Raw genomic sequence first — 23271 nt, forward strand, 5'->3', positions numbered from 1 at the left:
GAGGGACAGCCCGATCCAGGAGGCGGCCGCGACGACGAGCACCGGCACCAGGCGGTCGCGACCCGTGACCAGGACCAGGCCGGCACCGGACCCCGCCGCGAGGACCAGCAGCCCGCGGCCCCCACCCGACGAGCCGCGCCCGGGGTGCTGGGCCGGCGCGAGCATGACCTGGACGGCGGCGACCGCCGCGAGCACGGCCAGCACCCCGGCGGGGGTCACGGGCGGCTCCGGTCCAGGAGCGCGGCCAACCTGCCCGCGGCGGCTCCCTCACGGAGCCGGCCGTCAGGTGCCGCCGTGACCGCCGCCGTCATGTCGACCCAGCCCTGGGCGTCACGGACGGGCACGGCGACCTCGGCCAGCCGGCGTACCCCGTCGCGCCCACGGCGCAGGTGCACCACTGCCGCGACCCCCGACGCGAGCTGGCTGTGCGCCGCGAGCCGGTCGAGCCCCGCCGCGAGAGCCAGCGCCTCCACCCGGGCGGGCACGTCGCCGGCCGAGTTGGCGTGCAGGGTGCCGCAGCCGCCGTCGTGACCGGTGTTGAGCGCTGCGAGCAGGTCGACCACCTCCCCGCCGCGGACCTCGCCGACGACCAGCCGGTCCGGCCGCATCCGCAGGGCCTGCCGGACCAGGGTCCGGAGCTCGATGGCGCCGGCACCCTCGACGTTGGCGGTGCGTGCCTCGAGACCGACGACGTGGGGGTGGTCGGGACGCAGCTCGGAGGAGTCCTCGACGAGCACCACCCGCTCCGCCGGGTCGACCAGCGAGAGCAACGAGGAGAGCAGAGTGGTCTTGCCCGAGCCCGTGCCTCCGCTGACCAGGAACGCCGCGCGGCTCGCGACCAGCGCCCGGAGCAGCTCCGCGCCGGCCCGGGACACCGTGCCGGCCGCGACCAGCTCGTCGAGGGTGAAGACGCGGGCCCGCGGGACCCGCAGGGAGATCAGCGTGCCGGGCCGGGACACCGGCGACAGGACGGCGTGCAGCCGGGTGCCGTCGGGGAGGCGGACGTCGACGTGGGGTGTCGCGTCGTCCAGGCGCCGCCCGCCGAGGGACGCCAGCCGCTGGGCCAGCCGGCGCACGGCGGCGTCGTCGGCGAACCGGACCGCGGTCGTCTCGAGCCCCCCACCCCGGTCGACGTAGACGTGCTGAGGACCGTTGACGAGCACGTCGGTCACCCCGTCCTCGCGCAGCAGGGGCTCGAGCGGACCGGCACCGACCACGTCGTGCCGCAGGTTCTCGAAGACCTCGAGCACGGTCGCGTCGCCCACCGGGCGCCCGGCCTCGCGCAGGGCCTCGGCGACCCGGTGCGGCGTGAGCTCGCCGGGTGCCCGAGCCAGGCGCTCCCGTACGACGTCCACGAGCGCCCCGAGAGCCGTCGTGGTCATCCGGCGACCTGGTCCAGCACGCACCTGGCCGCTCGCGCCAGCGGACCTCGCCTGCCGCGGACCGGGCCGAGGCCGAGGTCGACGCGCTCGACCAGTCCCCGCTGGTCCCGCATCGTCGCCAGCAGCGGCAGCCCGGCCACCGAGGCGACCTGCTCCGCCACCGTCTCCGTTCCCCGGGCGACCAGGGAGACGGAGGGATGGTCGGCGAACCTGCCGACGACGCGCACCGTCGCGGCCGCCGACGCGACGGTCGACCGGGCCACGACGACCAGTGCGTCGCAGCGCAGCGCGACGTCCGCGACCAGCGGGTCGGCACTCCTGGCCAGGTCGACGACGACGAGCGCGTGTCCCCGTCGGGCCGCGGACAGGGACTCGCGGACGACCTGCGGCGCGAGCTCCCCGAGCGTCCCGGTCTCCCAGGTCAGCGCGGCGAGGCCGGCGCGCGACGGCAGCGCGTCCCGCAAGGACCGCGCCCCGAGCCGTCCGGAGGTCTCACCGAGGTCGCCCCAGCGGACACCGGGGCAGCCGTCGAGCCCGAGCACCCGGTCGGCCCCCGGCCCGAGCGGGTCGGTGTCGACCACGACCGCCGTGCCGTCGCGGGCCGCGACCTGGGCGAGTGCGCACGCGAAGGTCGTGGCGCCGGCACCGCCCGACCCGGCCACGACGCCGACCACCCGTCCCGGGACGGGGTCGTCGTCGCCGAGGTCGGTGAGCAGCTCGGTCAGCCACGCGCTCCGGCTGGGCACCTCGACGACCTCGTCCACGCCGAGGGCGACGGCGGTGCGGAACGCCGCGTCGGGCACGGGCGCCGTACCGACCAGCAGCACCTGCGCCCGACGGGGCGGTGACAGCGCGGCGAGCTCGACGCCGACGTCGGTCCCCACCAGCACCAGCGGCGCCGAGGTCCACCGGCGCAGGGCGGTGCCGACCTGCCGCTCGGTCTCCAGGGGCACGCCCGCGGCCGCGGCGAGCCGGCGCAGCTCGTCGAGCAGGGCGGGGTCGCGGGTGACCAGCACCGGTGCTGTCATGCGACGACCCTCGCCCGGCGCACCGGCCGGGTGCGCGCGGGCCGGCGGCGCCTGTGGACAGGGGACCCGCTCGGCCGACTGTGGCCCGCCGGTGGCCGGTCGGCGCGGCAAGATAGTCCTCCTGGGTCACTGACACGGGCGCCCCGGCGCAGACAGACTCGTCGTCCATGCGTGCCTCCCGCCCTCTCGCCCTGATCGCCGCGACCCTGCTCAGTGCCTCGGGGCTCGCCGTGGTGGCCCTCACGGCGCCGGCCCAGGCCGCGACCCACCAGCTCCAGGCCTGCGCCCCCGGGGTCCCACGGCCGTGCGTGGTCTCCTTCACGCGCAACGGCACCACCCCGCCGGCGGACCTCGAGGTCCTGGGGGTGGCGACGGAGGACGGTGACCGACGCGACGTCTCCTTCTCCGTCTACAAGAACGGCGGCGGGGGCTACGACCTCGGCGCCGCGGCGCGCAGCGACACCTTCAGCGTGACCCTGGACATGGGCTCCTGGAGTCCCAGCATCGTGGCCGGGGCGGGCCGGGACGCCGACGTGGTCCGGCAGCGCACCGGGGGCGGCTACCTGGTGACCGTCACCGCGAGGCCGGTCCTCCTGTCCGGACAGTGCGACCAGTCCGAGTGGCCGTGGCGCTGCCCCGAGGCCGACGTCGTCGTCCAGGACCCGGAGTACTTCAACAACGTGCAGTGGGACGCCATGTGGTCGATGCGGGTCTACAACGCCGGGTTCATCGCCGACAAGGCGGTCCGGACCGCGCTGTACGGGCTGGACTACTTCCACAACTTCGCGGCCAGCTCGCTCCCGCCCAGCGTGGAGTTCACCGGCCCCGACGACTCGGTGGCCCGGCTGGTCATCGAGGTCGCCAACCGGCGCTACCTCGACGACCTCAGCACCCTGGTCAACGGTCACGCCGAGATGAGGATCCCGAACTCCTTCCTGCGGGCCGGCTACGGGATCACGGACCCGTCGTCGATGACCGGCAGCAGCCTCACCGTCTCCGGCTCGGGTGCCGGGGCCTCGGTGTCGGTCACCAAGGACCCCGCCGGGGACGCCATCCGGGTGCTCATCGACGGCATGACCTTCCCGGACGCGATGATCGCGGACGGGGAGCTGCGGCAGCGGCCGCCGGGCGCGTCCGCCAAGGTCATCACGGTCAAGCGCGGCGTCGTCACGCCCACCAAGGTGGGCGTCGCCGCGACGGACCGGGTGACGACGGGGAAGGCCAGGATCAAGGCGCAGAGGGCCAGGTCCCGGGGGGCCAGGGTCACCGGCTACGAGGCCAGGTGCACGTCGGGGCGCGAGACCGCCACCGGCAGGAGCAAGACCCGGACCGTGGTCGTGACCGGCCTCGACGCCGGGCGCGCCTACCGGTGCCGGGTGCGGGCATTGTCCAAGGCCGGCGCCGGTGGGTACGGCGCGGCCAAGCAGCTGGCCGCCCGGCCCTGACCTCGTGCGGCGTCCCGCCGCACTCCCTACGATGGACGGCATGGCCGCGACGGGGGACTCTTCGCGGTCCGCCCGGCCCACGGCCGCCTTCTTCGACCTCGACAAGACGATCATCGCCAGGTCGAGCACCATGGCCTTCAGCAAGCCGTTCCAGGCGGGCGGACTCATCTCCAGGCGCGCGGTCCTGCGCTCGTCGTACGCCCAGTTCGTCTACGTGCTCGGCGGGGCCGACCACGACCAGATGGAGAAGATGCGCGCGTTCATGTCGACCCTGGTCGCCGGCTGGGACGTCGCCACCGTCCGCGAGATCGTCGCCGACACGCTCCACAACATCGTGGACCCGCTGGTCTACGACGAGGCGGTCGACCTGATCGAGCAGCACAAGGCCGCCGGCCGCGACATCGTGATCGTGTCCACCAGCGGCACCGAGGTGGTCGAGCCGATCGGCGCGATGCTCGGTGCCGACATCGTGGTCGCGTCGCGGCTCGAGGTCGAGGACGGCAAGTACACCGGGCACATCGAGTACTACGCCTACGCCGAGGAGAAGGCCCGCGCGATCGTCGAGCTCGCCGAGCTGCGGGGCTACGACCTCGCCGAGTCCTACGCCTACAGCGACTCGTCGACCGACATCCCCATGCTCGAGACGGTCGGTCACGCGTTCGCGGTCAACCCGGACAAGGAGCTGCGCCGGGCCGCGGCCTCGCACGACTGGCCGGTGCTGGTCTTCACCAAGCCGGTCGCGCTGCGCAGCCGGGTGCCGCTGCCGCCCGCCAAGCAGACCATCGCGGTGCTCGCGGTGGGGGGCGTTCTCGCCGCCGGCGGCGTGCTCTGGGCCAACGTCCGGAGGCGCCGCCCGGGGGCCTAGTCACCGCCCGTCAGAGGTCCGGCGCCGCACGGAGAAGGCCGTACGCATGCCCCAAGATCCTCTCATCGGGTAGGGGAATCAAGCCCTTGTCTCCGCGCCCGAAGGGGCGTACACATGAGTCAGTACGACCCAGCAGCACAACTCAAGAGCAGCACGAGAGCCTGGTACCCACGCGGCGATCTACCCTCTCGAAGAGGGCGCTTGCCACACCGGAACCTGTCCGGGGCAGTAGTTAGATGTTGCACGCCTGGTAGCCAGCGGCTCACGTGTCAGCGGTGGCACTCGAGATCCTGGAGAGCTCGGGTGCCACCTGCATGTGCGGGCGGTTCCTACGGGTCGGTGAGCGGGCTCGCCTCGGCGCCCGCGGCGTAGGCCTCCGCCGCGTAGAGGAGCCACGCGTGCACGCCCGCCGGACCGCCGTCGCGGTAGGCGCCGAGGTTGGACTCGTACGCCGCCCGGTTGGCCAGGTGGCCGATCTCGGGCACCACCAGCGCCTTCTCGTCCACCCCGCGGGAGACCAGCACGAGCCGTTCGACGGCGCGGGCGACGACGCCGTTGTGCGACGCGAACGGCGTGGCCGCCGCCAGCTCGGCGTGCGCCACGGCGGCCACCAGCATCGCGGGCACCTCGGTCCCGGCCGAGAGGACGTCGGCCACGCCACGCAGCCGGACGGCGGCGTCGGCGTCGCGCGGCCGGCCCAGCCGGTCGTCGGGGAGCGACCGGGCGGCCGCCACCGTGTGCAGCCGCGCCAGCACCTGCAGCGGTGACCGGGACAGCGTCGGTCCCCACGACAGGAGCTCGGTCGTGACCCGCACCGCGTCCTGGGCGATCTCGTCACCGGCGCCGGACCGGACCTCCTCCAGCGACGAGCCGGAGCCCTCCAGGACCGCGCTGGCGTGCGCCCCCCGCAGCAGCGACTCCGCGGTCAGCTCCGGGGCGGTGCGCCGGAGGCCCCGGTCGCGCAGCAGCGCGTCGATCCCGTCGCGGGCCGCGGCGAACGCCGACGGCACTCCTTCCAGCGCCGCCAAGGTATTGAGGGAGGACGCGGCGGGCGAGGTCACGGCCGGAACGCTACCCACCGGGTATTTTCGGCAGGGATGAGCCACGACACCCCCGACCTCGCCCTCTCCTTCGGTGCGGTGGCCGACGCCTACGACCGCGGCCGGCCGACGTACCCGCGTGAGGCCGCCGCGTGGCTGACCGCGGACGCGCCCGTGTCGGTGCTCGAGCTCGGCGCCGGGACCGGCAAGCTGACCGAGCAGCTGGTGGCGCTCGGCCACGACGTGCATGCCACGGACCCGGACGCCGCGATGCTGGCGAGGCTGTCCGAGCGGCTGCCCGAGGTCCGGACCTCGCAGTCGGCGGCCGAGGAGATCCCCGCGGGCGACCGCTCCTACGACGTCGTGGTGTGCGCGCAGGCGTTCCACTGGTTCGACCTCGACAAGGCGCTGCCCGAGATCGCGCGCGTCCTCAAGCCCGGAGGCCGGCTGTCCCTGGTCTGGAACCAGCGAGACGAGCGGGTCCCCTGGGTGCGCCGGCTGGGCTCCCTCATCGGCACGCAGGAGCAGCTCCGGGAGCCGGCGGCGGCGCTGGACGGTTCGCACCTGTTCGGCGACGTCGAGGAGGCGGAGTTCCGGTTCCGCCAGCAGATCGACCAGCACTCGATCAAGGACCTGGTGCTGTCCCGCTCCAACGTGGCGACCCTGCCTCCGGACCGGCGCGAGGCCAAGCTCGCCGAGGTCGTGGCGTTCTACGGCGAGTACGGCCGCGGCATGGACGGGATGCAGCTGCCCTACGCCGCGCGCTGCTTCCGGACCGCGGTGCTCGACCGCCCCGCGTCCTACTCCGGGACCACGGAGACCTCGTCGGTCCCCGAGGAGACCCAGCCGATGCAGACCTCGGACGGGTCGGAGACCGACATGCTCCTCATCGACTTCCGCTGATCCAGCGGAGTCAGCCGGCGACCGGGACGCTCAGGCGACCGCGCTGGGTGAGACCTCCCGCACGGCCTCACGGAACCGGCGCACGACCAGGTCTCGGAGGGCGCCGTGCGGGCCGAGCACCTCGGCCACCGCGCCCGCGGCGGCGCACGACCCGCGCACCCGGTCGGCGAAGTGGCCGTCGGCCAGGAGGTAGGGCGAGACCGCGCAGTCGCCGGTGACCAGGGCCTCGGGGCGGTGCCCAATGCCGCCGAGGGTGGCGACCGTGACCGGCCCCCGCCACAGCTCGGCGAGGAGCTCGGCCGCCCGGGTCAGGTCACTGGTCGCGAGCGGGTCGCGCGACCCCGCGGCCACCATGACGACCGGCTGTCCGGGCCGGGCCCCGGCCTGGAGCAGGCGGTGGGCCTGGGCCTTCGCGAGGAGCCGGTGCGGGCCGAGCGGCGGGCCGAGGGCGACCGGGCCGCCGGCGGCGGACACCGCCTCGGGCAGGTCGTGCCGGACGTGGTGCCCGGTCGACAGCAGCAGCGGGACGACCACCGTCGGCTCGTCGGACTCCGCGAGCGCCTCGGGCAGGGAGGGTGCGCACAGCTCGACGTACGCCGCGGCGGCAGGGACCCCGAGGAGCTCGCCGGCCGCCGCCGTGAGGTCGCGGGCCACCTGGTTGCCGGCGGTGTGCCGGGTCCCGTGCGCCACCGTCACCAGCCTCATGAGGCCGGGACCGCCAACCGGTAGCCGCGCTTGACCACCGTCTGCACGCACCGGGTGCCGATCGACGCCCGCAGCCGGGCGACCGCCATCTCGACCGCGTGCTCCGACCCGGCGGTGCCCGACGGCAGCGCCGCCAGCAGCTCGCGCCGCGAGACGACGTGCCCCGGGTTGACCATGAGGCTCTGCAGGACGGCGAACGGAGCGGGCGAGAGCTTCGTCTCGACGCCGTCGAGCAGCACCGTCTCCCCGTGCACCAGCAGCAGGTGGCCGGCGACCTCGAGGGTGGTGCCGGAGGTGCGCGACGGCAGCTCGGTCTCGAGCTGCTTGACCATCGCCCCCAGCCGCGAGCGCTCCGGGAAGATCGTGGGCACGCCCCACATCTCGAACGCCGCCGCAGTGACCGGCCCGACGCAGGACGCGACCACGTCGGCCTGGAACGCGCCGATCAGGTCGTCGCGCCGGCCGGTGGAGCCGGCCGCCTCCATCATCGCCGCGACCGCCGGGGCGGAGGTGAAGGTGACGGCCTGCAGCGCCCGGTCGGCGACCAGGTCGACCATCCGGAACATCGGCTCCGGGTCCTCGGCCGAGGCGACCCGGTAGACCGTGACCGTGGTGACGTCGGCGCCCTGCCGGCGTAACGCGTGGGCGACCATCGAGAGCGACTGGCCGTGCTCCTGGACGACGATCCGCAACCCGTCGAGGGACCGGTCCCGCAGGTGCGCGAGCACGTCGTCGAAGCACTCGGAGTCCGGTGCCCACAGCTCGCGCAGACCCTGCCGGCGCAGGGCGCCGACGCTCTTGGGCCCGCGGGCCAGGATCTCGGCCCGCCCCAGTGCCTCGAGCAGGTCGGGGAGCAGACCCCATGACTCGGCCGCCGCGAACCAGGCCTTCATCCCGATCCCCGTGGTGGCGAGGAAGAGGTCGACCGGGCGCGCCAGGACGTCGAGCGTCGCCGCCCGCAGCGAGGCGTCGTCGACCTGGTTGGGGTCCATCGACAGCGCGGGCGCCCAGACCACCTCCGCTCCACGGCGCTCCAGCAGCGCGACCTGCTCGTCGACCTTCCGGGCGGCGGTGACGCCGACCCGGTAGCCGGTGAGCGGAAGGTTCACTAGTGCTCCTGAGGTGGGCCGACGAGTACCTCGCCGTCGAGCACGCGCACGTCGTACGTGGGGATCCGGACGTCCGCGTCGTCGAGGCACTGCCCGGTGCGCAGGTCGAAGGCCTGCTTGTGCATCGGCGAGGCCACGAAGGGCACGTCGCCCTCCGCCGTGGAGCGGGAGCCGACGATCCCGCGCGCGAGCACCGAGGCGTTGGAGAAAGGGTCGTAGTTGCTGATTGCGTAGACGTTTCCGTCGTGTGTCCGCAGGATGGCGACGGCGTCGCCGGCGACGAGACCTGCGACACCTCCCTCGACGTCGATGTCGTCGAGCCGGCACACGCGGGTGTACGTCGACACGCCCACGCCTGCGCTCGGGGAGGCCGTCATCGCGGCGACCCCACGGGGACCGTGGTGCCCAGCGACACCGGACCGGCGACGTCGCCCGGGACCGACTGCTCCCGCTCGGCGCGGAACGTGATGTGTGGGTCGGGGACGTCGGGTGCGTTGACGAAGGAGACGAACCGGCGCAGCTTGTCGGGGTCCTCGAGCGTGGCCGCCCACTCGTCCCGGTAGCCGTCGACGTGCCGGGCCATCGCCGCCTCCAGCTCCGAGCCGAGACCGAGCGCGTCCTCGACCACCACCTCCCGGACCCGGTCGAGCCCGCCCTCGAGCGACTCGACCCACGGCGCGGTGCGCTGCAGCCGGTCGGCGGTGCGGATGTAGTACATGAGGAAGCGGTCGAGGTAGCGGACCAGCGTCTCGGTGTCGAGGTCGCCGGCGAGCAGCCGGGCGTGGACCGGCGTCGCGCCGCCGTTGCCGCCGACATAGAGGTTCCAGCCCTTCTCGGTCGCGATCACGCCGAAGTCCTTGCCGCGCGCCTCGGCGCACTCCCGGGCGCAGCCGCTGACCCCGCCCTTGAGCTTGTGCGGTGAGCGGAGCCCGCGGTAGCGCAGCTCCAGGTCGATCGCGAGCTGCACGGAGTCCTGCACCCCGTAGCGGCACCAGGTCGAGCCCACGCACGACTTCACGGTCCGCAGCGCCTTGCCGTAGGCGTGACCGGACTCGAAGCCCGCGTCGACCAGCCGCCGCCAGATCGCGGGCAGCTCCTCCACCCGGGCGCCGAAGAGGTCGATCCGCTGGCCGCCGGTGATCTTGGTGTAGAGCCCGAAGTCCCGGGCCACCTCGCCGATCACGATCAGCTTCTCCGGGGTGATCTCGCCGCCCGGGATCCGGGGGACCACGGAGTAGGTGCCGTTGCGCTGGATGTTGGCCAGGAACGCGTCGTTGGTGTCCTGGAGCACCCGGGTCGGGCCCTCCAGCACGTGCCCGCCGACCAGCGAGGCCAGCACCGAGGCGACCGCGGGTTTGCAGACGTCGCAGCCGCGGCCGCGACCGTGGGCCTCGACGACCTGGTCGAAGGACCGGTAGCCGTGCACCGCGACGACGTCGAAGAGCTCCTGCCGGGTCAGCGGGAAGTGCTCGCAGAGGCTGCGGTCGACGACCTTGCCGACCGACTCGAAGTACTCCTCGATGATCTTCTTGACCACCGGCTTGCAGGAGCCGCAGGTGGAGCCGGCCCGGGTCGTGGTGCCGTCCGCCGCCGCCTCGACGATCTCGCTCTTGCAGACGTCGTTGCACGAGCAGACCTGCGCCTCGTCCGGCAGCCCCAGCTCCACCCCGCCGCGACCGGCCGGGAGGATCAGCTCCTCGGGGTTGTCCGGCAGCTCGATGCCCGGGTTGGTCGGCGTCGCGACCATCGGCCGCAGGACGCCGTACGCCGTCGCGTCCCCGACCAGGACCCCGCCGAGCAGCCGCCGGCCGTCGTCGCTCACCACGAGCTTCTTGTAGACACCCGCCACCGCGTCGGCGAAGACCAGCTCGAGGGCGCCCTCGGTCGTGGCGTGCGCGTCGCCGAAGGACGCCACGTCGACGCCGAGCAGCTTGAGCTTCGTGGACATGTCCGCGCCGGTGAAGCTGCCCGGCCCGCCGAGCAGGGCGTCCACGACGACCTCGGCCATCGCGTAGCCGGGGGCGACCAGGCCGTACATCCGTCCGGCCGGCGCCGCGCACTCGCCGATCGCCCACACGTGCGCGTCGGAGGTGCGGCACCGCTCGTCGACCAGGACGCCGCCCCGCTCGGCCAGGTCGAGGCCGGCCGCGCGGGCCAGGGCGTCGCGGGGCCGGATGCCCGCGGAGAACACGACGACCTCGGCGGGGATCGTCTCGGCGTCCTTGAGCGACAGTCCGGCGGCCCGCCCGTCCGCCGCCACGACCTCGCTGGTCACCGCGCCGGTGTGGACCGTCAGCCCGAGGCTCTCGATGTGCCGGGCCAGCGTGGCCCCACCTGCGTCGTCCACCTGCACCGCCATGAGCCGTGGCGCCATCTCGACGACGTGGGTCTCCAGCCCGAGCTGGGCCAGCGCGTTCGCGGCCTCGAGCCCGAGCAGCCCGCCGCCGACGACCGCGCCGACGGTGGCGGTGGCGGCGGCCGCGCGGATCGCCTCGAGGTCCTCGATGGTCCGGTAGACGAAGCAGCCCGGCAGCTCGTGGCCCGGCACCGGCGGCACGAACGGCGCGGCACCGGTGGCGAGCACCAGCTCGTCGTACTCGAGCACCCGCCCGTCCTCGAGCAGCACCGTCCGTGTCTCCGGGTCGAAGCCCTCGACGGCGGTGCCGAGGACCAGCTCGACCCGCGGGTCGTCGTACTCGCCCTCCGGGAGCAGCGACAGCGCCTCGGCGCCGACCTCGAAGAACGACGTGAGTGCGACCCGGTCGTACGCCGGACGCGGCTCCTCACCGATGACGACGACGTCGTGGGTCTCGGTGAGGCCGCGCTCGATCGCGGCCTGCACGAAGCGGTGGCCGACCATGCCGTGGCCGACGACCACCAGGCGGCGGCGGAACTGGGGGCTCATGCTGTGCTTCCTTCCAGAGTGGGGGTCGTGCGTTGGGCGAGGAGCTGACGGACGGTGTCGGCGCAGCCGCCGCAGCCGGTGGTCGCACGGGTGGCCGCCCGCACCTCGGCGAGCGACGAGCACCGGCGGATGTCGCCGGCGTTGACACCAGCGCAGGCGCAGACCTCGGCATCGGCGGCGAGGACGTGCGGGAGCGGCGGGCGGTCGGGCAGCAGCAGCGCGCCCGGCTCGGCCGGTGCGAGCACGGTGCCCCGGTCGAAGTACTGGGTGATCAGGCCGATCCGGGACAGGTCGCCGACCAGGGTCGCGGCCACGACGACGCCGTCGCGGACCACGAGCCGCCGGTGCGAGCCGACCACCGGGTTGGACACCTCGACGACCTCGCCCTCGGCCTCGAGCGGGTCGCCCAGGACGGCGACGTCCAGGCCGGTCGCCCGCAGCCGGGCGACGGACCGGCTGCCGTCGTACACCGCCGGCTCGCCGTCGAGGACGCGGGCCAGCACCCCGGCCTGCTCCCAGGCGGGCGGGACGAAGCCGGTGACCCGGTCGCCGTGCTGGGCGCAGTCGCCGACCGCGTGGATCCGCGGGTCGCTGGTGGTCAGCGTGTCGTCGACGACGATGCCGCGACGCACCTCGAGCCCGGCGCGCCGGGCCAGCGACGTGGACGGTCGGCCGCCGGCCGTGAGGACCACGAGGTCGGTCTCCAGGACGTAGCCGTTGTCGAGCACCAGGCCGACCGCGGTGAGCCGGGTCGCGCGCGCACCGGTGTAGACGGTCGTGCCCAGCCGGGTCAGGCTCCGGGCCAGGATCGCACCGGCGTTGCCGTCGACCTGGCTGCGCAGCAGGTGCTCGCCGCCCTCGACGACCTCGACCTCGAGTCCGCGGACCCCGAGGGCCCGGGCCACCTGCAGGCCGAGCAGCCCGCCGCCCACGACCACCGCACGTCGGGCGCCGGGCACCGCGGCGTCGAGGCGGCGGCAGTCGTCGAGGGTCCGGAACGCGTGCACCCGGTCGTCGAGACGGCCGTCCACCCGGACCAGGCCGCGGATCGGCGGCAGGGTGGGGATGCTCCCGGTGGCGAGCACCAGCGCGTCGTAGGGCAGCCGCGAGCGGTCGGCGAGCTCGATCTCGCGCTCCTCCCGGTGGATCTCGACGACCCGGGTGTCGAGCCGCAGGTCGACGTGCTCGCCGAGCCGCAGCGCCAGGCTGGCCACGTCGTGGGTGCCCTCGAGCACGGCGGACAGCAGGATCCGGTTGTACGGCGCGTGCGCCTCGTCGCCGAGCAACGTCACGTCGTGCCCGCGGAGCCCGTCGGCCAGCCGGGCCGCGGCCATCCCGGCGCCGACGATGACGACCCTCATGAGATGAGTCCTGCCTCGGTCGGGTCCGAGGCTCGCTGCGCTCGCACCTCGACCAACGAAGCTGGGGTCGAGGTGCGAGGAGCGCTAGCGACGAGCCGCGAAACCGCGGTCACCAACGCCGCACAGACCTTGAACTCCGGCATCCGGCTGGACGGGTCGAGCGCGTCGTTGGTCAGCCGGTTGGCGCCGACCCAGTGGAACGGCACGAAGACCGTGTCCGGGCGGATGGTGGTGACCACGCGGGCCGGGGCCTTGAGCTCGCCGCGGCGGGTCGCGACCACGACGAGCTCGCCGTCGCGGGCCCCGATCCGGGCGGCCAGCATCGGGTGCAGCTCCACGAACGGGCCGGTGTCGGGCAGGTCGCGGACCCGGCGGGTCTGGGCGCCGGACTGGTACTGCGCGAGCACCCGGCCGGTGGTGAGGTGGATCGGGAACGCCTCGTCGGTCGGTTCGGCCGGACCGCGGTGGTCGACGGCGACGAACCGGGCCCGCCCGTCGGCGTGGGCGAAGGAGTCCGCGAACAGCCGTGGCGTGCCGGGGTGGTCGGCGTCCGGGCACGGCCAGAAGACCCCGTGCTCGGCGCGGATCCGGTCGTAGGTGATGCCGGCGTAGTCGGCGCGGCCACCGGCCGAGGCCCGGGCCAGCTCGGCGAAGACCTGCTCGGGATCGGTGGCGAACGGGACCGGCGAGCCGACCCGCGCGGCCAGCTCCGCGATCACCTCGAGGTCGGAACGGACCCCGTCGGGTGCCGACACGGCCTGTTGCCGCAGGATGACCCGGCCCTCGAGGTTGGTCATGGTGCCGGTCTCCTCGGCCCACTGGGTGACCGGCAGGACGACGTCGGCGAGCGCCGCGGTCTCCGACATCACCAGGTCCGCGACGACGAGCAGGTCGAGGTCCGCGAGCCGGGCGGCGACGTGGGTGGCGTTGGGCGCGGACACGACGATGTTGCTGCCGAACACCAGCAGCGCGCGGGCACCGCCGTCGGTGCCGAGCGCGTCGAGCAGCTCGTACGCCGACCGGCCGGGACCGGGCAGCGAGTCGGGGTCGACGCCCCACACCCCGGCCACGTGGGCGCGGGCCGCCGGGTCGTCGATCATCCGGTAGCCCGGGAGCTGGTCGGACTTCTGGCCGTGCTCGCGACCACCCTGACCGTTGCCCTGCCCGGTGAGGCAGCCGTAGCCGGCGAACGGCCGGCCGCACATGCCGAGCGCCAGCGCGACGTTGACCCAGGCCAGCACGGTGGCCGTTCCCTGAGCGTGCTGCTCGGCGCCGCGGGCGGTCAGCACCATGACCCGCTCGGCGCCGGCCATCAGGTCTGCCAGCTCGCGCAGCTCCGAGGCCGGTACGCCGCTGACCCGCTCGACCCGCTCGGGCCACCAGGCGGCGACGCTCCGGCGGACCTCGTCGAGACCGACCGTCCTCGCCGCGGCGTACTCCTCGTCGACGGCGCCGGCGGCGTCGAGCAGGTGCAGCACGCCGAGGGCCAGCGGCAGGTCGGTGCCGGGCACGGGCTGCAGGAACAGGTCGGCACGGTCGGCGGTCGGCGTACGCCGCGGGTCGATGACGACGACCCGGCCGCCGCGCTCGCGCAGCCGGTCGAGGTGCCGCGCCGCGGGGGGCATCGTCTCGACCAGGTTGGAGCCGACCAGGACCAGGACGTCGGTCTGCTCGACGTCCTCGAGCGGGAACGGCAGCCCCCGGTCGACCCCGAACGCCTGGTTGCCGGCGGACGCCGCCGACGACATGCACCAGCGGCCGTTGTAGTCGACCTGGCTGGTGCCCAGGGCGACCCGGGCGAGCTTCCCGAGCTGGTAGGCCTTCTCGTTGGTCAGGCCACCGCCGCCGAAGACCGCGACGGTGTCCGGTCCGGACTCGTCGCGCAGCTCTCGCAGCCGGGCGCCGACCAGGTCCAGCGCCTCGTCCCAGCTCGCCGACCGCAGCTCACCCGTGGCCCGGTCCCGCACCAGCGGCGAGGTCAGCCGCTCGCGGTGCCCGCGCAGTCCGGCCGCGGACCACCCCTTGCGGCAGAGCGCGCCCTGGTTGACCGGGAACTCCGCCCACGGCCGTACCTCGAGCGCGCGACCCGCACGCTCGAGGCTCATGCCGCACTGCAGGGAGCAGTAGGGACAGTGGGTGTCGGTCACGAGGTGTCGTCAGATCCCCGCGTTGGCCAGGCTGAGGTGGGCCTTCGCCTCGTGCGGCTTGCGCAGGTAGACGGCGTACGTCACGAGCGCGCACACGACGTAGAAGCCGGTGAACACCAGGAACGCGCCCTTGGTGGCGGACATCGGGTCGTCCACCCAGGGCGAGCTGAACGCGATCGGGATCAGGAAGCCGCCGAGCGCGCCCACCGCCCCGATGACGCCGATCGCGGCCGAGGCCTGCTTGGTCGCGAAGGAGACGGCCGCGGTCCGCTCCGGGGTGTGCGGCGGGGTCGTGCGCTCCGCCTCGGTGCGCCAGATCGACGGGATCATCTTGTAGGTCGAGCCGTTGCCGATCCCGGTGGCGGCGAAGACGCACAGGAAGAACCCGAGGAACCAGGGGAACCACGACTGGTTGTCCGTGGCGATCGCCGGGTCCGCGCCGGGGTTGGGCGTGAGCTGGGTGAGCGTCCACAGCACGGCCAGGGTGAAGAGGATCATCGCGGCGAACGCGCCGAGGGTGACCCGGGCGCCGCCGTACTTGTCGGCCAGCCAGCCGCCGAACGGGCGGGTCAGGGACCCGACCAGCGCGCCGAGGAACGCGAAGTAGGCGAAGTAGATGCCGGTGCCGAGCGGCGCCGGGTCGGGCACCCAGAAGTTGAGCTTGATCAGCAGGGGCATCGCGGCCGAGTAGCCGATGAACGAGCCGAACGTGCCGATGTAGAGGAACGCCATGATCCACGTCTGCCGCTTCTTCACGACCTGGAGCTGCTCGCGGGGCTTGGAGACCGCGGTGCCGAGGTTGTCCATGAAGAAGTACGCCGCCAGGGTGGCGACGACCGCGAGCCCCGCGTAGACCCAGGCGGCCCGCTCCAGGTTCAGCCCGCCCTCGGAGGCCTTGACGATCCCGAAGATGCCGGCGCCGCCGACGATCACCGGCAGGAAGAACTGGATGAGCGACACCCCGAGGTTGCCGCCGGCCGCGTTGAGCCCCAGCGCGGCGCCCTTCTTGGCGGCGGGGTAGAAGAAGTTGATGTTCGCCATCGAGCTGGCGAAGTTCCCGCCGCCGAGGCCGGCCGTGGCGGCGATGAGGCAGAACGCCCAGTAGGGCGTGCTGGGGTTCTGCACGGCGTACGCGAACCCGAGCGTCGGGATCAGCAGCAGCGCCGCGCTGGCCATCGTCCAGTTGCGGCCGCCGAACTTCGGCACGGCGAACGTGTAGGGCAGCCGCAGCAGCGACCCGACCAGGTTGGGCAGCGCCACCAGCAGGAACAGCTGCTGCGGGGTGTAGTCGAAGCCGGTGGCCACCAGGAACGCCGAGCTGACGCTCCAGATCAGCCAGACGGAGAACCCGAGGTGCTCGGCGAAGATCGACCAGATCAGGTTGCGCCGGGCCACGGGCCGCCCGGTCGTCTCCCAGAACTCCGGGTCCTCGGGGCGCCAGTCGTCGATCCAGCGCCGGGTCCGCCGCACGGGCGCCGCGGCCTGGTCGTGAGGGCCGGTGGTGATGGAGGTCGTGAGCGTCATGCCCCAGACCTTGGGTGCCGCGTGTGTCGGCCCCGTCGGCCCGCGGTCTCCGTTCCGTCAACTTGTCCTCACGACCTCACGCGGCTCACGACCTCACGGGCTGCTCGACCCCGGTGCCCCGGGCGGGGCATCTGTGATGCTGTCCCGCATGCGGAGCCCTGGCCCCTGGCGACGGAGGCACCTCGGCACGGACGCCGACCGTGCCACGTTCCGCACCCTGCACTCCGCCTCCCTGGCCAGCCCCGCGCTGCGGGCCGGGCTGACCGCGGACAGCGCCGGCAAGGCGATCCGGCACCTCCGCGCGCTGCTCGGCACCCCGGCCCTCGCCCTCACCGACACCCACGAGCTGCTCGCCTGGGACGGCACGGGGGACCACCACGCGGGGCAGGTGGACCGGCTGGCCCGGGAGACCGTCGAGCGGGGCGCGACCCGGGTGGTCGTCCGCGACGACCTGCCGTGCGACGAGGGCAGCTGTCCCGTCCGCACGGCGGTGGTCACGCCGCTGGTGGCCGACGAACGGATCGTGGGGACCCTCCAGGTGTTCTCCCCGAGCCACACCGCCGGCCTGGCGCGCGCCGCCGAGGAGGTCGCCAGCTGGGTGTCGGGTCAGCTCGACCTCGCCGAGCTCGACGCCAGCCGGACCCGGGCGATGGAGGCCGAGGTGCGCGCCCTGCGGGCCCAGATCAGCCCGCACTTCATCTACAACTCGCTGGGGGCGATCGCCAGCTTCGTGCGCACCGACCCCGACCGGGCCCGGGAGCTCCTCCTGGAGTTCGCGGACTTCACCCGCTACTCGTTCCGCAGCCACGGCGACTACACGACGCTGGCCGAGGAGCTCAGGTCGGTGGAGCGCTACCTGTTGCTCGAGCAGGCACGTTTCGGCGACCGTCTGCAGGTGACGCTGCGGATCGCGCCGGAGGTGCTGCCGGTCGCCGTGCCGTTCCTCTGCGTCCAGCCCTTGGTCGAGAACGCCGTGCGGCACGGCCTGGCCGGCTCCGCGAGCGTCGGCCACATCTCGATCCACGCCCAGGACCGCGGACACGAGTGCGTGATCGAGGTCGAGGACGACGGCATCGGCGAGGACCCGGAGAAGGTACGCCGCGCGCTCGCCGGCGACGCGGCGTCCGACTCGGTCGGCCTCGGCAACGTCGACAGCCGGCTGCGCAACGCCTACGGCGACGAGTTCGGTCTGGTCGTCGAGACGGCACCCGGCGCCGGCACCAAGGTGACCGTGCGCGTGCCCAAGTTCGCCCCCGGGGTGCACGCATGACCGCTCCACTCGGACTGCGCGTGCTCGTCGTCGACGACGAGCGTCCGGCGCTCGACGAGCTCGCCTACCTGCTGGAGCGGGACGACCGGGTGGGCGAGGTGCTCACCTGCGACTCGGCCACCGAGGGCCTGGTCACCCTCCAGGCCGAGGACGTCGACGCGGTGTTCCTCGACATCCAGATGCCGGGGCTCAGCGGCATCGAGCTGGCCCAGGTGCTGAGCCGCTTCCGCGCCCCTCCCGCGATCGTCTTCGTGACCGCGCACGACGAGCACGCGGTCGACGCGTTCGAGCTGCGGGCCGTCGACTACGTGCTCAAACCGGTCCGCGCCGACCGCCTCGCCGAGGCGGTCCGCCGCGTGGTCGAGGGTGGCGGTGACACCTCGAGCGGTCAGGACCTCGAGGTGCCCGTCGAGCGGGGCGGTGTGACCCGCATCGTGCGGCGTTCCGAGATCACCCACGTCGAGGCGCAGGGCGACTACGCCCGGTTGCACACCGCGGACGGCTCGCACCTGCTGCGCGTCCCGCTCACCCAGCTGGAGGCCGAGTGGGGACCGGCGGGGTTCGTCCGGATCCACCGCTCCCTGCTGGTCGCGCTCGCCCACGTGACCGAGCTGCGGATGGACGGCGGCCGCTGCTCGGTCCGGCTCAGCGACGGCACCGAGCTCGGGGTGAGCCGGCGCCAGACCCGGGAGCTGCGGGACCGCTACCTCCGGCGCGGCGGATGAGGCCGGGGCCATGACCGACGCCGTGCCGCCCCGGGTCCGGGTCACCGGGCCGCCCCGCCGGAGCCAGGCCCAGCGGCCGGTCGACCTGCGGGCCGACTCCCCGCTGAGCGAGGTCTACCTGGACTCCCTGCTGGCCGCCCAGCTGCGGCTGGCCGGCCGGATCCTGGTCCTGCTCGCGCTGGCGGTGGGCTCCCTGCCGCTGGTGTTCTTCCTCGTCCCCGGGCTCGCCGAGCAGCAGGTGGCCGGCCTCCCGCTGTCGTGGCTGGTGCTGGGCGTGGGCGTCTACCCGGTCCTGGGCCTGCTCGGCTGGCGCTACGTGGTCCGGGCCGAGCGCAACGAGCGGGACTTCGTGGACCTCACCCGTGGGTCCGGATGAGCATCGAGGACGCCGCCCCAGGCGTCATCGCCGTGAGCGTGGTGGCGATCGCGACCCTGGCGATCGGTACCTGGGGGCTGCGGCTGTCCCGGACGACCAGCGACTTCTTCGTCGCCTCCCGGACCGTCAACCCGCGGCTGAACGCCAGCGCGATCGGTGGCGAGTACCTGTCCGCCGCGTCGTTCCTCGGCGTTGCCGGGCTGCTGCTCACCTTCGGTGCGGAGATGCTCTGGTACCCCATCGGCTGGACCGCGGGCTACCTCGTGCTGCTCGCCCTGGTGGCCGCACCGCTGCGCCGCTCGGGTGCCTACACGCTGCCGGACTTCGCGGAGGCGCGGCTGGGCTCGGCGGGCGTCCGGGCGACGTGCTCAGTCCTCGTCGTGGCGATCGCGTGGCTCTACCTGCTGCCGCAGTTCCAGGGCGCCGGCCTCACCCTGCGGTCGGCGGTGGGCGCTCCGACGTGGGTGGGCCCCCTGGTGGTCGGCATGGTCGTCCTGGTCAACATCGGCTCGGGCGGGATGCGCAGCATCACCTTCGTCCAGGCCTTCCAGTACTGGCTCAAGCTCACGGCGCTCCTGCTCCCGGCCGCGGTCCTGCTCGCGGTCTGGGCGGGGGACGGCGCCCCCGCGGCCGCAGGCGGCGCGGTCGACCTCGCGGAGTGGTCGATGCCGCTGGCCGACGGCGGCGGAGGTCGCGGCCTCTACCTCACGTACTCGCTGATCCTGGCGACGTTCCTGGGCACGATGGGCCTGCCCCACGTCGTGGTCCGCTTCTACACCAACCCCGACGGGCCGGCGGCCCGCCGGACCACGCTCGTGGTCCTGGGGCTGCTCGGGATCTTCTACGTGCTGCCGCCCGTCTACGGCGCGCTCGGCCGGGTGTACGCGGACGAGCTGGCGTCCTCCGGTCGCTCCGACGTCCTGGTCCTCGAGCTGCCCCGGCTGATGGTCGGCGGGCCGCTGGGGGACGTGCTCACCGGGCTGGTGACGGCCGGGGCGTTCGCGGCGTTCCTCTCGACGTCGTCCGGCTTGTCGATCGCGGTGGCCGGGGTGCTCGGCCAGGACGTCTTCGACCGGGCCTTCGGCCGGCGGCTGACCGGGGTGGCGGCGTTCCGGATCGGTGGCGTCGTCGCCGTGGTGGTCCCGCTGCTCATCGCCCTGGCCCTCCCCAACGTCGGGGTCGCTCGCGCCGTCGGCCTGGCCTTCGCCGTGGCCGCCTCGACGTTCTGCCCGCTCCTGGTCCTCGGCATCTGGTGGCGCCGGCTCACCGACGTCGGCGCCGTCACGGGCCTGGCGGTGGGCTTCGTCGGTTCCGGGAGCGCGGTGCTCTGGGCGATGACGTCCCGGTCGACCGGTGGCTGGGCTGTGCTGCTCGAGCAGCCCGCTGCCTGGTCGGTGCCCCTCGCGTTCGCGACGATGGTGCTGGCCAGCCTGCTCACGGCCGACCGGGTACCGGTGCACACCCGCCGCTTCATGGCCCGCCTGCACGCACCCGAGACGCTGCACCTCGACCGCTCGTCGTCCTAGACCGACCGCTCACCGATTCCCGGGACCCGCTGGTCGCTGACCGGACGCGTACGCCTGTCAGTCGGCGAGCCGGGGTACCTACGGTGACGGCCATCACATCGCCGCGGTGGGCGGCGATGCCTCACGGAAGGTGTCGGACATGTCGAACACCGACAACGGTTACGCGCCACATCGCGACGACCCGATCTACGACCAGCTCCACGACTCCGCGGACTTCACCGAGCTGCGACGCCGCTACCGCGGGTTCGTGATCCCGGCGACCGTGGCGTTCCTGACCTGGTACCTCCTCTACGTGGTCATGTCCAACTGGGCGACCGGGTTCATGGACACCCAGCTGGTCGGCAACATCAACGTCGCCCTGGTGTTCGGGCTGCTGCAGTTCGTGACGACGTTCCTGCTGGCCTGGGTCTACAGCCGCTTCTCGACCAGCAAGCTCGACCCGCTGGCCCGCAAGCTGGACGACGAGTACGCCGCGGGCCGCCGCTCGGACGCCGACGGCGGGAGGGCCTGACATGAGCAGCCAGACCCTCACTACCGTCCTGTTCCTCGCCGTCGTGGCGGTCACCATCGGCATCACGGTGTGGGCGAGCCGGCAGACCGCCGGCGCCGCGGACTACTACGCAGGAGGCCGCGGGTTCACCAGCTTCCAGAACGGTCTCGCCATCGGCGGTGACTACATGTCGGCGGCGTCGTTCCTCGGCATCTCGGGCATCATCGCCCTCAGCGGCTACGACGGCTTCCTCTACTCGATCGGGTTCCTGGTCGCCTGGCTGGTGGCCCTGCTGCTGGTCGCGGAGATGCTGCGCAACGCCGGCCGGTTCACCATGGCCGACCAGCTCGCCTACCGGATGCGCCAGAAGCCGGTCCGCCAGGCGGCCGCCACGTCCACGGTGGTGGTCTCGATCTTCTACCTGCTCGCGCAGATGGTCGGCGCCGGAGCGCTGGTCTCGCTGCTGCTCGACGTGGAGGGTGACGCGGCCAAGAACCTGACCATTCTCGCGGTCGGTGCGCTGATGATCTTCTACGTCACCGTCGGCGGCATGAAGGGCACGACGTGGGTGCAGATCGTCAAGGCGTTCCTGCTGATGACGGGCTCGGCCCTGATCGTCGTGCTGGTCCTCATCAAGTTCGACTTCAACATCTCCGACCTGCTCGGCACGGCCGCGTCCAACAGCGGACAGGGTCAGGCCTTCCTCGAGCCCGGTCTGAAGTACGGCATCGACACGACCTCCAAGATCGACTTCCTCAGCCTCGGGCTCGCGCTGGTGCTCGGTACCGCGGGACTGCCGCACATCCTGATCCGGTTCTACACCGTGCCGACCGCCCGGGACGCCCGGAAGTCCGTGCTGTGGGCGATCGCCCTGATCGGCACGTTCTACCTGTTCACGCTGGTCCTGGGCTTCGGTGCGGCGGCCATGCTGACCGACAGCAAGTACGCCGACGTCGCGGCGTCCGGAGGCAACCTGGCCTCGGTGCTCCTCGCCGAGGAGGTCGGCGGTGGCGACGGGTCCACGGGTGGCGCGGTGCTGCTGGCCGTCATCGCCGCGGTCGCCTTCGCGACGATCCTGGCGGTGGTCGCGGGGCTCACGCTCGCCTCCTCCACCTCGGTGGCGCACGACATCTACAACAACGTCACCAAGCAGGGGCAGGCCACCGAGCAGCAGGAGATCAAGGTGGCCCGGATCGCGGCGTTCGTGATCGGTGGTGTCGCCATCCTGCTGGCCATCCCGGCCAAGAACCTCAACGTGGCGTTCCTGGTGGCCCTGGCCTTCGCCGTGGCTGCCTCGGCCAACCTGCCGGCGATCGTCTACAACATGTTCTGGCGCGGCTTCAACACCCGCGGCGCCGTGTGGAGCATCTACGGCGGTCTGATCTCGTCGGTGGGGCTGGTGTTCTTCTCGCCGGTGGTCTCCGGGTCGCCGACGGCGCTGTTCACCGACAGTGACTGGTCGTACTTCCCGCTGAGCAACCCGGGGATCATCTCGATCCCGCTGGGCTTCTTCCTGGGCTGGCTCGGCTCGGTCACCAGCTCGGAGCCGGAGGCCGCCGAGCGCTACACCGAGCTCGAGGTCCGGGCACTAACCGGGGCGGGGTCGGAGAAGGCCGTCCAGCACTGAGCAGTCCAGCGCGCCGGGGGGTTGTCGGGGGGCAACCCCCCGGCAACCCTGGTGCGTACATGCTGAGCCCAACGCCGGGCGCAACGAGGAGTGAGTCGTGAGCGAAGAGACCCTGTCCAACCTGTCCCGCGAGGAGCGGCGGTTCGAGCCGCCCGCCGAGCTGGCGGCCAACGCCAACCTCACGGAGGAGGCCTACGCGAGGGCGCAGGCCGACCCGGAGGCGTTCTGGGCCGAGCAGGCCGAGCGCCTGCACTGGGACCAGAAGTGGGACCGGGTCCTGGACTGGGACGACCCGCCGTTCGCCAAGTGGTTCGTCGGCGGCCGCCTCAACGCGGCGTACAACTGCGTCGACCGGCACGTGGAGAACGGCCTCGGTGACAGGGTCGCGATCCACTGGGTCGGCGAGCCGGAGGACGACGCCCGGTCGGTGACCTACGCCGAGCTCAAGGACGAGGTCTGCAAGGCGGCCAACGCCCTGACCGAGCTCGGCGTCCAGCAGGGCGACCGGGTCGCGATCTACATGCCGATGATCCTCGAGACGGTCGTGGCGATGCTGGCCTGTGCCCGGATCGGCGCCCCCCACACCGTGGTGTTCGGTGGCTTCTCCTCCGACGCGCTGGCCACCCGGGTCGTGGACTGCGGGGTCAAGGTGGTCATCACCGCCGACGGCGGCTACCGGCGCGGCGCGGCGTCCGCGCTCAAGCCCGCCGTGGACGAGGCGCGGGCCAAGACCAAGGAGCGCGACGGCCACGTCGTGGAGAAGGTGCTGGTCGTGAAGCGCACCGGCCAGGACCTGGGCGAGGGAGGGTGGGACGACGACGTCGACGTGTGGTGGCACGACAC

The 23271-nt window shown here is 73.3% G+C and carries 21 protein-coding genes; 10 read left to right on the forward strand and 11 right to left on the reverse strand.

Going from position 1 to position 23271, the window contains the following annotated elements:
* The 3 genes from JHD21_RS09345 to ssd form a co-directional block, all read right to left on the reverse strand.
* A partial coding sequence (locus JHD21_RS09345) for a hypothetical protein (protein WP_292673886.1) occupies window positions 1-219 on the reverse strand: 219 nt, incomplete at its 3' end.
* Complete coding sequence (locus JHD21_RS09350) at window positions 216-1382, reverse strand: TadA family conjugal transfer-associated ATPase (RefSeq protein WP_292673889.1); 1167 nt, start codon at window positions 1380-1382, stop codon at window positions 216-218. The genes JHD21_RS09350 and JHD21_RS09345, both read right to left, overlap by 4 nt.
* Window positions 1379-2410 (reverse strand): septum site-determining protein Ssd, encoded by a 1032-nt coding sequence (gene ssd / locus JHD21_RS09355; protein ID WP_292673892.1) that lies wholly within the window; start codon window positions 2408-2410, stop codon window positions 1379-1381. Before ssd ends, JHD21_RS09350 begins: the two co-directional genes overlap by 4 nt.
* 167 nt (window positions 2411-2577) lie before the next feature.
* Between ssd and JHD21_RS09360 the strand changes: the two genes are divergently transcribed.
* Together JHD21_RS09360 and JHD21_RS09365 are read left to right on the forward strand one after the other, a co-directional pair.
* Entirely contained in the window at window positions 2578-3855 is a 1278-nt protein-coding gene (locus JHD21_RS09360; RefSeq protein ID WP_292673895.1) for a hypothetical protein, read from the forward strand.
* 40 nt (window positions 3856-3895) lie between these two features.
* Entirely contained in the window at window positions 3896-4720 is an 825-nt protein-coding gene (locus JHD21_RS09365; protein WP_292673898.1) for an HAD-IB family hydrolase, read from the forward strand.
* Between the two features lie 329 nt (window positions 4721-5049).
* Here the strand turns inward: JHD21_RS09365 and JHD21_RS09370 are convergent, their stop codons facing one another.
* Window positions 5050-5781 carry an oxidoreductase gene (locus JHD21_RS09370; RefSeq protein WP_292673901.1) on the reverse strand — a complete coding sequence of 244 codons (732 nt, stop codon included), beginning with the start codon at window positions 5779-5781 and terminating at the stop codon, window positions 5050-5052.
* Between the two features lie 36 nt (window positions 5782-5817).
* Here JHD21_RS09370 and JHD21_RS09375 point away from each other — a divergent pair, with 36 nt between their 5' ends.
* Entirely contained in the window at window positions 5818-6663 is an 846-nt protein-coding gene (locus JHD21_RS09375; RefSeq protein ID WP_292673904.1) for a class I SAM-dependent methyltransferase, read from the forward strand.
* Window positions 6664-6693: 30 nt separating this feature from the next.
* Here JHD21_RS09375 and JHD21_RS09380 read toward each other — a convergent pair whose 3' ends face one another.
* The 7 genes from JHD21_RS09380 to JHD21_RS09410 are packed head-to-tail and all read right to left on the reverse strand — an operon-like array spanning window position 6694 to window position 16414.
* Window positions 6694-7368, reverse strand: coding sequence for a sirohydrochlorin chelatase (locus tag JHD21_RS09380; RefSeq protein ID WP_292673907.1), 675 nt, complete (start codon window positions 7366-7368; stop codon window positions 6694-6696).
* Entirely contained in the window at window positions 7365-8477 is a 1113-nt protein-coding gene (locus JHD21_RS09385; RefSeq protein ID WP_292673909.1) for a uroporphyrinogen-III synthase, read from the reverse strand. The genes JHD21_RS09380 and JHD21_RS09385 overlap by 4 nt, the downstream gene beginning before the upstream one ends.
* Complete coding sequence (gene nirD / locus JHD21_RS09390; RefSeq protein ID WP_292673912.1) at window positions 8477-8854, reverse strand: nitrite reductase small subunit NirD; 378 nt, start codon at window positions 8852-8854, stop codon at window positions 8477-8479. Before nirD ends, JHD21_RS09385 begins: the two co-directional genes overlap by 1 nt.
* A complete protein-coding gene (gene nirB / locus JHD21_RS09395) occupies window positions 8851-11382 on the reverse strand; it encodes a nitrite reductase large subunit NirB (RefSeq protein ID WP_292673915.1) in 2532 nt (843 codons plus the stop codon). The genes nirD and nirB overlap by 4 nt, the downstream gene beginning before the upstream one ends.
* Entirely contained in the window at window positions 11379-12743 is a 1365-nt protein-coding gene (locus JHD21_RS09400; protein ID WP_292673917.1) for an FAD-dependent oxidoreductase, read from the reverse strand. Before JHD21_RS09400 ends, nirB begins: the two co-directional genes overlap by 4 nt.
* A complete protein-coding gene (locus tag JHD21_RS09405) occupies window positions 12740-14890 on the reverse strand; it encodes a molybdopterin oxidoreductase family protein (protein WP_292673919.1) in 2151 nt (716 codons plus the stop codon). The genes JHD21_RS09400 and JHD21_RS09405 overlap by 4 nt, the downstream gene beginning before the upstream one ends.
* A 9-nt stretch (window positions 14891-14899) precedes the next feature.
* A complete protein-coding gene (locus JHD21_RS09410) occupies window positions 14900-16414 on the reverse strand; it encodes an MFS transporter (RefSeq protein WP_292673922.1) in 1515 nt (504 codons plus the stop codon).
* A gap of 148 nt (window positions 16415-16562) precedes the next feature.
* On the opposite strand from JHD21_RS09410, the gene JHD21_RS09415 reads away from it, so the two are divergent.
* From JHD21_RS09415 to JHD21_RS09445, 7 genes are all read left to right on the forward strand, one after another.
* Window positions 16563-17684, forward strand: a complete 1122-nt coding sequence (locus JHD21_RS09415; protein WP_292673925.1) for a histidine kinase — start codon at window positions 16563-16565, stop codon at window positions 17682-17684.
* Window positions 17681-18409, forward strand: a complete 729-nt coding sequence (locus JHD21_RS09420; protein WP_292673928.1) for a LytTR family DNA-binding domain-containing protein — start codon at window positions 17681-17683, stop codon at window positions 18407-18409. The genes JHD21_RS09415 and JHD21_RS09420 overlap by 4 nt, the downstream gene beginning before the upstream one ends.
* Before the next feature lie 10 nt (window positions 18410-18419).
* Window positions 18420-18785, forward strand: a complete 366-nt coding sequence (locus JHD21_RS09425) for a hypothetical protein (protein ID WP_292673930.1) — start codon at window positions 18420-18422, stop codon at window positions 18783-18785.
* Entirely contained in the window at window positions 18782-20311 is a 1530-nt protein-coding gene (locus JHD21_RS09430) for a cation acetate symporter (protein WP_292673932.1), read from the forward strand. The genes JHD21_RS09425 and JHD21_RS09430 overlap by 4 nt, the downstream gene beginning before the upstream one ends.
* A gap of 139 nt (window positions 20312-20450) precedes the next feature.
* The gene (locus JHD21_RS09435; RefSeq protein WP_292673934.1) at window positions 20451-20822 is read left to right on the forward strand and encodes a DUF485 domain-containing protein; all 372 of its coding nucleotides are present in this window, start codon (window positions 20451-20453) and stop codon (window positions 20820-20822) included.
* Window position 20823: 1 nt separating this feature from the next.
* Window positions 20824-22428 (forward strand): cation acetate symporter, encoded by a 1605-nt coding sequence (locus JHD21_RS09440; protein WP_292673938.1) that lies wholly within the window; start codon window positions 20824-20826, stop codon window positions 22426-22428.
* Window positions 22429-22525: 97 nt separating this feature from the next.
* On the forward strand, window positions 22526-23271 hold a 746-nt coding region (locus tag JHD21_RS09445), incomplete at its 3' end, for an AMP-binding protein (RefSeq protein ID WP_292673940.1).

The sequence above is a fragment of the Nocardioides sp. genome, assembly GCF_016462705.1.
Taxonomy (GTDB): domain Bacteria; phylum Actinomycetota; class Actinomycetes; order Propionibacteriales; family Nocardioidaceae; genus Nocardioides.